Here is an 11704-nt window from a genome sequence, read left to right as displayed (position 1 = left end):
TCACATCCGAGCTTTCCTAACTCTTCAAGTTCATTTTTAAATATTCTACATTTCTTTTGAATAGTATCATGTTTAAAGCCTGTCCCATCCGCAATAATTAAACTATCTGTAAATATTTCATTCTTATTAACTTTTACTAAATCCATTTATATCATCCTTCCGCATTAAATTTAAATGTTGGCCAACAAATTTATATAACGGATATCCTGTAAAAACAGTATATCACACTGTAATGTATTAATTATCTGCGCTAAATGTTTTGTTGTGCACTTTGACTATAGGAACGTCTTTTATCATTCTTTATTTTTCTTTATCACGCTATATCATTTTTATAACTGTAATTATTACGTCTATAAATCACATCTTCGCTAAACATCGGAAAATCAAAAAGTCATAGTCATTTTTCATAAAATTTTAAGCCTATCCCCTAAAACTGAGGAAATAGGCTTTTGTACATTATTTACTGTGGTTTATCCAAAGCAGTACTTTTCGCAAAATAAAAAGTAATAACCATCAACACAATTTCAAATGCTTTATCTGCGCTGATTTTACCCATTAAACTTAATACCACAAATAGTATAGTAATAAGTAATGCAATGATCTTTCTAACCTCTAATAATGCTGTTAATTTTTCTTTCATAATTTTAATTCTCTCCCATCTTCTTATTATTTTTTTACTTAACTAAACAAGTCTTTACAATAGTTTTTCTAGGTTATATTTTTTAACCAGGTGTTCTTCCAACCTATCCAAGAAAACCATTAGTTGTTCTTCTGTCACATTGTTCTTTGCTCCTTTTCCATCATTTATACCCTTTTCTTTTGCTTTTTCCCAAGACTTCTTAGCCCATGAAGATACCTCTTCTGTATTGGCAACTGGTACTTGCTTTTCTTTTAAGAATGGTAATGGATTTATACTACTTATAAACTGTCCCTTTTTATTCCTATGGAAGAACTTCCAATCATGTATACCTTTTCTAATTTCAAAATGCAGGTGTGCACCTGTGGAACTTCCCGTATTCCCCATATGACCTATTATCTGCCCCTGCTCAACCTTTTGTCCTGCCTTAACTTCTAAAGCCCTTAAATGTCCATATAGACTACAATAACCGTTACTGTGTTCTAATATTACATAATAACCGTATCCCTTTTTAATGCCACCGCCGTTTACCTTAGAGACTTTTACAATACCATCTGCTACAGCATAGATATTATCTCCTTCTACTCCTGGTACTACTGCTCCAAAGTCTACACCATTATGGAATCCTGTTCCTCTTGGTCCGTATTTACTTGTTACTCTTCTACTATCTACTGGATATATAAACACATAATCATTCCTTCCTTATTTTATGGCCATAAAAATAGCCAGCAACGTATTAACTAACGCTACTAGCCATGCTATGTACTCTCTGTAATTTTTCTTGTTTTTCTGATTATCTTCTAGTGTTTGTACTCTAATATCAACATCTCCTATAGTTTTTCTTAATCCGTTGTAGTCTCTTATTAATGTTGTAGTCTTAGTCATAGTGTTAGTAACTTGATGTATCTGATCTTTTAATTCTTGTACTGCTTCATAAAATTCTTTTTGTGTTACTATATCACTCATTACCTGCCCCCTAGTTTTCCTTAGATAAATCCAACAACATATTGTATTCTTCTTCTGAAATAATCTCTAAAGCCCATTCTTTAGGTGTATTAACAGGAAATCTCTCTTCCAGTCCTTCTTTCCTATATAGTTTATTCCAATAATATATATTTGCTAAAACACGAGCCCTATGCATGATACATATATAAGTAACTCGCTTGTTAGGTGAGCCTGTTTCTTCATAGTTGTAAGCACTGCACCAAGCACAACCACTTGCAATAGGACAATTGAAACATTCATCTGTAGATTGGCTACGTCTTGTTATCTGTGTCAGTTCATCAACGGTGTGTTGCTGCTCATCCGTATTACCAATTCCACCCTCTAAGCTTCCAATAACTAATGGCTTTGTGCCTTCTTTTTGGGTAAATGGTACGTATCTAAGACATGGATATATCCGCTCATCAGGCGCTATAGCTAGCATACAGCCAGTACCACCACACCAGTTTTGATTATTCTCTTTTGATAATGATTTACCAATAGACTCATCAAATAATGATATAGCCATTCTTTCGTATCTCCTATCTTCTAATAGATAATCTGCTACCTTTATAAGTTGCTTATAAAACAGTCTAGAATGTTCCACTTCCCAACCTTTTTCAAAAATACAGTTAGCAAATAAATCTGTTATGCCCAGCTCATGCATATTTACTACTGCATCATAGAGGTACTCTACGTTGCTTGGTGCCAATGTTAACTTTGTAGATATGTCCATATAAGCATTAGCTTCTATCTGGTGCTTGATTGCCTTTTCGACAATATCATAACTACCCTTGCCATCTGGAAACTTCCTGCATGAATCGTGAAGCTCCTTGTTGCCATCTATGGTTATGCCTATACTCACCTTATTTTTATTCTTCTTTAAGAATCGCTGTACTTCATCATCTAAGTATAAAATGCCATTGGTGGATATGCTTATCATATAGTGCATTGCCCACGGATGATTCTCTGTAATGGCTCGATACTTGAAATAATCTACCGTATAGTCAATTAAATCAATCTCAAGTAACGGTTCACCACCAATGAACTCTAATATAATAGCCTTTGAATTGTCCTTAGTTATATACCCATTCCCTGATTCATATTCTTTAAATAGCATATCAACGGCTTTCTTTGCTATATCTTTAGTCATCTTAGTATTATCTTTGCGATGCTCATAGCAATATGAGCATCTTAGATTGCATTGTTGGGTTACAACAAAAGTAGCAGTCTTTACAATGATATCATCTATGCTTTTGAAATCAGGATACATCCTAATAAAACCGTCCATAAAATTACTCATCCCACGCTTTATCATTTCCGACACCTACTTTCTAGTAAAACCTTAACCATGTAGTTATTGAAACTAAACAAAAGAGTATACATAGTAGATTCGGTATACTCTTTGTCTATATATTTAGATTTACATTCTTCTACGGCTATATTGTATTCAAGATTAATCTGCCTATATTCTTCCATCATCTTATTAAATATCTTACAATCATACAAATCCCTTTTATTGACAACAGTTGATAGAATGTCAATATATCCATTACGTTCATACGTCAATCGTTGTATGTAATGCATAACCTCTTGGGGAATTTCAACTTCTTCAACGAGTTTTTTCATATCAATAGCCCCCTCTAATCTTATTTACTAATTCTTCTCTGATAGGTAATAGCTTCTTAATATTAGCTGAGGTCTCTATCATTCTATCTTTATATTTAATGGGGTTAGTTATACAGATATTAATCATAGTAGTTAAGTATTCAATCTCATATATAACATTATCAATATCTTCTACTTGGTCAATACACTTATCTAGATATGTTATTTTATCTTGTAGACTAATATTGTTATCTTCTCTAATAAATATATACCCAAAGTATCTTTTATGAAACTCCTTATTAATACTGCATAATAGATCATTTAACTTATCTATTATGTTATTGAACTTAATTTGCAAATTATCCTTACTATCCTTGTTCTTTTGATACTCCACAAGAAATAATTTTTTAGCATTCTTGATGATAGTTAATACAGAATACTTTATATTATATTCCTCCATATCTAATACAATTTTTTTATATTTTAATATTGTTTCATTCTTTAACGAACCTGTTGCCATTAATTCTTCAAATAAGTCTGACAACATTAGGTTATACTCTATACTGAATCTATCCATATTCGTTTCCTCCTTCAATTTATACCGATGGGGCATTTGCTCTACAACAACTACCGGTACAAGTACTTGCACAACCACCATCGCAATTATAGTTACAGCTTGTACAACCACCGCATCCACCACAGCCATTACCACAGCCAAAACTACATGTTTTACAAGCTCCACTGCAACTAGCACTACATCCACTGCATCCACCACTACAACTGCCACTACATCCACTACAACCACTGCTACAACTGCCACTACATCCACTGCATCCACCACTACAACTGCCACTACATCCACTACAACCGTTACAGCTTCCAGTACAACTTCCTGAACATGTAGTTGTACACGCACTCACACACATTCCTGTACAAGCACCGTTACAATCATTATTACTTCTAGCTCCTCTTGGCTGTGCTTCAAAGGCTGTCTGTTTAGCTTCTAAAATAGCCATTTCTTGTATCAAATCATCTGATTCTTTTCTAGATGGTAATCCTGTTGAATTGATTTTATCTTGTAAATCTCTTATCTTAGAATGATGTTCTAATTTAACCTCTTCATCAAAAGAAGGTTTTTTCGTGAATTCATACTGACTTCCACCATATTGTGTTAGACTTCCATTACCATTCCTTCGATTCATTTCTGCTTTTACCCTACTTTTTAGAGCAATAAAATCATTCGCATTGTAAAAATTTCCTTTTTCAAAAGACAAACTTTATCCCCCTCCCTTTATATACTGAAAACGCCAAGTGCTGTTAATGTTACGGATATACTATCAAGAGAAACCTCAAATACACTTGATTGTTTTAATAATGTTAATTGTATCTTTAATTCATTATTCGTTGCTTTTGGTCCACAATATTCAAAAGGCATATAAAAAGATTTATACTGGCTGGTATTAGCAAATTCATTAGCTTTAATGGTTCTACTTGATACAGTTTGATAAGAACTACTATTTTTCCTAAGCACATCAACTTTGACTAATCCTGAACTGTGGGAATTGTTTTTACTTTTTAATCTTACTATTAATGTATATTTGTTAAACCTTAATTTATCAATTGTAGTATGCCCTAATGTAATATTTGCACTTGTAGAAGTATTAGCATAACAGCATTTATTATCCCAACAAAGATTATCAGTTTTTTTACTACCTACTACTGCTACCGAAGAAGCTTCTATATGAAAACTACTTACTTCTAGTTGTTGACTTACCTGCGTAGCTGTATCTTGAACGAGTTTCTTGACTTCTGCTAATGCGCCTTCTACATTATTTGATGTAAAATTATCTTGTGTATCAGTTATACTAATCATAACTGCAGGATGATTGCTCGGATGCATATATTTATTTGCCCCATCTTCAATATTAGTAAGTTTATCTTTATCTTCATTAGTATAGTCATTACTTGACAATACTTTGTCCTGGGCTTTATCTACTTTTTTATCTATTATTTCTTCTGCTTTATCCCAGTTAGTATTTTGATCACTAATATTATAAAATTCATCTTGTGAAGGTTTTTTAAAAGCATATTTTTTTGTGTAATCAGCCATTATAATGCCTCCTCTCTAATATTTTTATGGGTTATTAAACTTAACTTTAAATGAGTACATTTACTAACTGTAAGATATTGATTATATCTTAATTTTACAGTTATCATTATATTGGCAGGACATATTCTTCTAGTCATTAATCTTACTTCGTCAAACATACGTTTTTTTGTAAGTTCAATTCCAATCTCTAAAATATAATCATTATTGTTAAGCTCTATTTTATAACCATCTTCTCCACATAGCTGATCTAATCTATTAATTAATACACTATAGGTATATGGTAATTTATCATTCCATCTACTTAGGACTCTAAAACGTCTATCTTCAATATTATCATTCGCAAATGGAGTAATCTTTAGCATTGTCTCACGTCTTGCTATACCCTTTTCTGTAGCTGTTTGGATAAATTGATCATCTATTAAATCTGTAATATTTTGTTTTAAATCAAAAGTTTCTTTATCCTCTATAGATGCTATTAAGTCAAACTCTTTTATATCTTTTAGTTGTTCTATCCAGTAATCTTTTATATTAGACATTAGTTATCACTCCAAGCTTGGGAATGCTATCATCACTTACCAATATATTTTGAGTTTGATTATTTAGCTTTGTATTTTGAATATCTAACACACCTGTTATTCCTAATATACTAGTTTCTATATGTGCAATTCTAATTACTAAGTTATTCTCACTATCCCATGTTTTTTTTACATCTTCAAAGTACGCACTAACAGCTTTTTTTATATATGGTAATACATCTTCCCATCTATAATTTGATTGCAGAGTTATAGAACTTTCTATATTTATTATTGTTTCTTCTACTCCAACAACAGTAACTACATGTCCAATTGGCGCTAATCCAACACCTTTACCTTGATTTTGTAATGGATCAATAGCAGATTGAATTTCATTAATTAGTACCGAACTTGGTTTATTAAAAGTACTATCCATAATCACTAGTTTTACAGTTCCTCCGCCATTCCATACCGTATAAACCTTAACCCCACCAACACCGTTTAAGTCCTTTGTTTTTTTCTTGTAATCTGCAATATTCCCCCCAAAAGCTTCACTTTCAAGCGACTCAAAATATCTACTTCTAAGCCTTTCATCTGTTTCTTCATCTTCTCCAGGAATAATAATATCTGTTAAAACTGAATTATTAAGTCCTTCTATATAATCTAAAGGCAAGAGTATTCCTGAACTGTTATTACCAACCTCTCCTGGAGTTTCACATTCTAACTTATAATTATTATTGCCAATCTTTTCTATAACTGTGTATATTAAGTTATCAATTCCAAACTTTGTTAAAGTAGGGATATTAATATTAAATTCCCCTTTTCTAATTGCTTTTGTTGCTTTCTTCCTATTAATCCCTCGTTCTTCACATCTTAATGTAAGGTAATTATCAGTAGCTTTATCCGCATAGGATATGCTATCTAAATATTCAAGTTCAATGTACATCTGTGCAAGTTCAAATGCTGCAGGAGCAAGAGCAGTATATATAATAGAACCTTCTCTTTTATCAACATCACCTGGTACTTTATTTAGCATTCTCTGTAATATTTCTACATATGTCATAATGTCACCTCGCTTCCAATTATCCCTTCTGCAGTTATAACTTTAAATTCTATTAGTAATCCGTCATCTACTGCAGTAAAAGTAAAGTTATCGACGTCAGATATTCTATCATCTTGCAGTAAACACTCTTTAATTAGCCTTGGTGCTTCTATTTTAATATAAGATTCATATTTACCAATCAATGAATTTAATTCTTGGCCATAATCCCATGAAAATATTAGGTGATCATATCTTTTGGTATCTAACATCATATTTATGGACTGTTTTATGGCTTCTTTACCATCTGTATAACCAACAATTTTATTATCTTTAACTAACCATGTTTTACTTGGTTGATTATTAGTAGTTTCAATGTCGGCTAAGTTACTACTTGGTAATAGTGATTGTTTCATCAATATCACCTACCTTATCAAAAATCAAATATTGTTCTCCTAGATTTATAAGAACTAGCTTATCACCTTTTTGTAATTTATTCCTTAGTATATACTCTCTTTCAATTTCTGTACCTTCTTTCCAATCTTTTGTTTTAAATTTAACCTCTTGTAAATGCTCCGGAAAGATAAGTACCTCTTTTGGCAGTTCAAGTCGCTGTTCTATATTTACAGAAAAGGGACTAACGCTAGATACTGAACCTATCAATATCCTTACGTTAATCCCATCTAAGGCTTCTTTAACTATTCTCTTTATTTGATTATACAACTTATTTCACCACCAATTCTAAATCCATAGTATGGCTGTTACCATCAAATTTATGTGTATCCGTATTAATTAAGTACCATCCATTAATATTTTCTTCCGGAATATAAATATAAACACTATATCCAGATCTGCATCTTATATCACCAATAGCATTTTTAATCTTAAAAGTTTTCTTTTCTCTATTCTTAAGTTGCAGTAATGCTTCACCCTTTTGGTTAATCTGTGCGGGGTTTGTCTTTTCATCTACGACTTCATAATATTGGAGTTTACCCCACTTAGAAATATTATTTGAATCCTGAAATATATACACTTCTCTTTTGCCGGTCTTTTTATTGTCTCTAGCAAGCTTTATCCTATTATAAGTATCTGAATCAATATTTGCAGATAACTCATAATCAGTTAGCAATCCATCACCGTCAATAACAAAATCAAGTTTAGTTTCAGCTATATCTAAGAGTTCAAGTTTTCCTACATTATCTTGTATAAAATATAGGTGTCCAGTAGCTAATAATGTAGTTTCAATTCCTTTCATAATCATATCAAGGTATTCTTTATTGTCATTTACTTGGCTAGGTATTGAGTATTGAGTATTAACTATTGCTCCTGTTTTAAGATTATTTTCTGTAGCTATAGTTTTTACAATTTGACTTAATGTCTTATTAATGAACACTTTAGTATCCTTATATTTTAGATATCTTATCTGATCATAACAAGTTATTTTATCTTTGGCCACTTTAAAAACATATCCATAAAAAACTTTTATATCATCAATTTTAAGTAGTACTACATTACCATTTTTAATCTCAATTTGTTCAGAAAATATATCTCCACCATAATATTCAAATTCTAAAGAGGAGGCTCTACCACTACGCGCCCTTTTTAAGTTTATCTTACCGTGTGGTACCTCATAAACATTACATTGTCTATCATCAATAAATATTTCTGTTTTCATAACTTAAGCACCTGCCCTGGATAAATAAGATTAGGATTTTTAATATCATTTTTCCTAGCTATATCCTTATACTTATTACCATTACCCAACTGTCTTTTACAGATAGCATAAAGTGTATCTCCTTTTTTAACGATATAATTTTTAGGTGTCTCTTTTTCTATTGGTCTTGATGTCTTAAAGGTTACTTCTCTTGCTTGTTTTGAAGCTGTAACAACTTTATTTACTTTATGCCATCTATACTCTTTTAACTCAATACTATACTCAATATCTCCTACAGCACCAGCCGCTTCTTTATACGATAAATTTTCTATAGTACAAGCCATAGTCAAGGGAAAAGCAGTATCAGTTATAACAAGTCTGATTGGCTTATTGCTATCCCTCCACCGCTTAATGGTATTTATATATTCCACTGGATCTTTTAATATTTTACTAGTTACATATGGTCCATAATGCAAAGGGAAAATGCTATCAATTTTAATAATAGAAGCTTTGACTTTATTAATAACGGATATTTCACCTATGTTTTGAAGCGTATGGCTTTTATTATTGCCTTTTTCTTTTACTTCTATTTTTTTAGGTAAAATAGGTAATTCAAGATTTTCTGTCTGATTATTATAACTTAGATATATCTTAGACATTGAATGCCCCCTTTGCATTTACTGATATTTCTTCATCAAGTGATGCAACTATTCTTCCTACTACATCATCTAAATCAGTTCCGTTATTTATATCTCCTGTAGTAACTTCTACTTTTGGTGTCAATGTAACAAAGCTTTGTATTGCTTTTGCTTCTGCAAGATCTCTCATAGTTTTTAAATCTTCACTTGAAATATCAACAGTATCATCAACCTTTGCAGTAGCATAAATAGGATTGTTTTGAGTTCCTAAATCATTACTATGATTATTAGATGCTTTATTTTGAGCATGTAAAGATTTAATTTCTACTTGTCTGTGCTTATTTGAAGTTACAGCATCTACTTTCATTTGATTTAATTTTCTATCCCTATCTGCCATTTTATTATTAAGCATAGATTCATATTTATTTAATTCTTCTTGTCTTGCTTGTTTTGCAGCTTCATTTTTTAACTTTGCATTTGTTCCAAAGGTAACTTCTTGTATTGCTCCAATAGAAACTCCAGGTATTTTATTTAGTGTTTTAATAAAACCATTGATTATACCTATTGCATCATTCACCATACTTTGCAGCGAAGTTAATACCCCTACTTTCATATCACCAACAAAATTTTGAATACCTGTACTTGCTTTCATTATTCCTATCTTTAATTTATCCCATAAATCAAGAATCCAATAGATTCCAACAAAAAAACCTATCTTAGCACAATCAAATGCTGTCATGATTTTATTCATTGCAATCATCCATGCGATTTTAAGACCACCAACTGATTTTACCCATTTATAAATCATTCCAATTAATACTCCTATTGTAAGTGCAACCCATAATAATGGATTAGAAAGCATTGTAGTAATTAATGCTCTGTTAGCTGCTACCGCTAACCAGGTGGCCGCTGCTTTAACTCCCATCATTATTGCATATGCACCAACAGCTGCAGTAAGTCCCCAAAATATAGGTTCAATAGTTGACCAATTATCATGTATTACTTGAGCACCTCTTCCAATAGCTTCTATGACTGGCTGAAATGTCTGTAACAAGTCATTTTTTAATGCTGTTCCTACTTCTGCAAATGTCATTGGCAATTGTTCAAATCTTCTATTTGTTTCTTCTGCACTTGCAAGCATAGCATTCTTGATTATATCTGCAGTTATTTTACCCTTACTAGACATTTCCTTCAGTTCTCCAACAGATTTTCCTATATACTCTGCAATAGACTGTGCTAATAATGGAGCATTTTCCATTATGGACCTAAATTCATCTCCCTGAAGTTTTCCAGCTGCCATTGCTTGAGTTAATTGTAACATTGCCGATTTTTGTTCTTGGACAGAAGCACCGCCTATTTTAAATTGTTTATTCATTTGTTCAGTGAATGTAATTATTTCTGCATTACTTGAAAAAGCATCTTTTGCTAGAATACCAAGTTTTGAAACAGTTGCAGCTGTATTAGTATATTCTGCCCTTGAATTTTTAGCTGATTGCATAATCATTTCCTGAAGTTCTTTAGTAGTCTGTAAACTTCCATTCATTTCATTCATCAGCTTAAGTCTTGCATTTGTAGAAGTCATTTCATCAGATAAATTTAGAACTTTTTTACCGGCATTAATAAGAGCGTAAACTCCTACCATCTGTTTCATGCTTCTAAGTAATCCATTAGCATTATTCTTTCCGTTTCTTATCTTATTATTAAATCTTTCTTGTTGTTCTTCTGCTAATCTAATTTCTGAACCAACATCATTGATCATATTTTTAGCCGATTCAAATTCTTTGACTTTAATACTCTTTCCTGTAGATTCTTGCATTCGTTCAAAACCACATATAGTCATATTAATGGATTGATACATCTTTTTTAAGACAGGAGTAAACCCGTCATGAAGCTGTATACTTTGTCTCAATGTAGCCATCTTATCTCCTGCCTTTCCTTGCTTTTGCTTGAGCCTTTTTCTCTGCTTCAATATGTATATTAATGCTTGCAAATATAAAAGCTTTTTCTTTTCTATCCATTTCCATAAGTTCTTTTGGTCTTATATTAAGCTTGTGAAGGGCATAATGTGCATAATTTGCTTCACCATCCCCTTCCTTAATTAGTTTTTTGCTTCTTCCACCAGTTCATTAATATCTTTATCATAACCACTTATTTCTTGTGCGGTATTTGATGCTTCTGTAAATTCACCAGGCAGCAACATAACTCTTAGTAAATTTATTTCTCCAATTACCCCCCATGATTTTTGTAGTTCAGCATCTTTAAGATTAGGGAATGTAATACTCGCTGCAACAAATTTTTCTATATATGTATCCCAGTCAAATTCTGGCTGATTTATACCTTTTTTATTTCTTGGAATTCTTGTACAAGATTTTTTAATTTCTTTTTCTACTGTTCTATCAACAGCTTTAAATTCAAAAGGTATTAGTTTTCCTTTTTCATCTTTAAAACGCTCTGATATTACCGCTTTAGTTGTTATGTCTTTGTTTACATTGTCTGCAAAAAAAGCTTGTAATTTACTCATATAA

16 protein-coding genes are annotated in these 11704 nt (G+C 31.7%); all 16 read right to left on the bottom strand.

Translation table 11 applies throughout. The features are described 5' to 3' along the window. Positions 1-460: 460 nt before the first annotated feature. Positions 461-640 carry a hypothetical protein gene (locus N4A55_RS02195; protein ID WP_293753794.1) on the bottom strand — a complete coding sequence of 60 codons (180 nt, stop codon included), beginning with the start codon at positions 638-640 and terminating at the stop codon, positions 461-463. 54 nt (positions 641-694) lie between these two features. Further along, a complete protein-coding gene (locus N4A55_RS02190) occupies positions 695-1324 on the bottom strand; it encodes a M23 family metallopeptidase (RefSeq protein ID WP_293753792.1) in 630 nt (209 codons plus the stop codon). A 15-nt stretch (positions 1325-1339) separates the two neighbouring features. Beyond that, positions 1340-1603 (bottom strand): hypothetical protein, encoded by a 264-nt coding sequence (locus N4A55_RS02185; RefSeq protein ID WP_293753791.1) that lies wholly within the window; start codon positions 1601-1603, stop codon positions 1340-1342. Between the two features lie 10 nt (positions 1604-1613). After that, complete coding sequence (locus N4A55_RS02180) at positions 1614-2936, bottom strand: radical SAM peptide maturase, CXXX-repeat target family (protein ID WP_293753790.1); 1323 nt, start codon at positions 2934-2936, stop codon at positions 1614-1616. Further along, positions 2933-3247: a hypothetical protein gene (locus tag N4A55_RS02175; protein ID WP_293753789.1), complete on the bottom strand. Its 315-nt coding sequence runs from the start codon at positions 3245-3247 to the stop codon at positions 2933-2935. Before N4A55_RS02175 ends, N4A55_RS02180 begins: the two co-directional genes overlap by 4 nt. Before the next feature lies 1 nt (position 3248). Continuing rightward, entirely contained in the window at positions 3249-3803 is a 555-nt protein-coding gene (locus tag N4A55_RS02170; protein ID WP_293753787.1) for a hypothetical protein, read from the bottom strand. A gap of 19 nt (positions 3804-3822) precedes the next feature. Further along, entirely contained in the window at positions 3823-4500 is a 678-nt protein-coding gene (locus N4A55_RS02165) for a hypothetical protein (RefSeq protein WP_293753786.1), read from the bottom strand. Between the two features lie 17 nt (positions 4501-4517). Next, positions 4518-5336, bottom strand: coding sequence for a hypothetical protein (locus N4A55_RS02160; RefSeq protein ID WP_293753784.1), 819 nt, complete (start codon positions 5334-5336; stop codon positions 4518-4520). Next, complete coding sequence (locus N4A55_RS02155) at positions 5336-5872, bottom strand: putative phage tail protein (protein WP_293753783.1); 537 nt, start codon at positions 5870-5872, stop codon at positions 5336-5338. The genes N4A55_RS02160 and N4A55_RS02155 overlap by 1 nt, the downstream gene beginning before the upstream one ends. Beyond that, complete coding sequence (locus N4A55_RS02150; RefSeq protein ID WP_293753782.1) at positions 5865-6911, bottom strand: baseplate J/gp47 family protein; 1047 nt, start codon at positions 6909-6911, stop codon at positions 5865-5867. Before N4A55_RS02150 ends, N4A55_RS02155 begins: the two co-directional genes overlap by 8 nt. Then, the gene (locus N4A55_RS02145; RefSeq protein WP_293753781.1) at positions 6908-7303 is read right to left on the bottom strand and encodes a DUF2634 domain-containing protein; all 396 of its coding nucleotides are present in this window, start codon (positions 7301-7303) and stop codon (positions 6908-6910) included. Before N4A55_RS02145 ends, N4A55_RS02150 begins: the two co-directional genes overlap by 4 nt. Next, entirely contained in the window at positions 7278-7610 is a 333-nt protein-coding gene (locus N4A55_RS02140; RefSeq protein ID WP_293753779.1) for a DUF2577 family protein, read from the bottom strand. The genes N4A55_RS02145 and N4A55_RS02140 overlap by 26 nt, the downstream gene beginning before the upstream one ends. Before the next feature lies 1 nt (position 7611). Then, the gene (locus N4A55_RS02135) at positions 7612-8562 is read right to left on the bottom strand and encodes an XkdQ/YqbQ family protein (protein ID WP_293753778.1); all 951 of its coding nucleotides are present in this window, start codon (positions 8560-8562) and stop codon (positions 7612-7614) included. Then, positions 8559-9200: a LysM peptidoglycan-binding domain-containing protein gene (locus N4A55_RS02130; RefSeq protein WP_293753776.1), complete on the bottom strand. Its 642-nt coding sequence runs from the start codon at positions 9198-9200 to the stop codon at positions 8559-8561. The genes N4A55_RS02135 and N4A55_RS02130 overlap by 4 nt, the downstream gene beginning before the upstream one ends. Beyond that, positions 9193-11097: a tape measure protein gene (locus tag N4A55_RS02125; RefSeq protein ID WP_293753775.1), complete on the bottom strand. Its 1905-nt coding sequence runs from the start codon at positions 11095-11097 to the stop codon at positions 9193-9195. The genes N4A55_RS02130 and N4A55_RS02125 overlap by 8 nt, the downstream gene beginning before the upstream one ends. 180 nt (positions 11098-11277) lie before the next feature. Beyond that, positions 11278-11700: a phage tail assembly chaperone gene (locus N4A55_RS02120; RefSeq protein ID WP_293753774.1), complete on the bottom strand. Its 423-nt coding sequence runs from the start codon at positions 11698-11700 to the stop codon at positions 11278-11280. Positions 11701-11704: the final 4 nt, after the last annotated feature.

The organism is Vallitalea sp., from assembly GCF_025211055.1.
Lineage (GTDB): Bacteria > Bacillota > Clostridia > Lachnospirales > Vallitaleaceae > Vallitalea.
The sequence above is the reverse complement of the archived record's forward strand: the minus strand, read 5'-3'. Positions and strand labels throughout refer to the sequence as shown.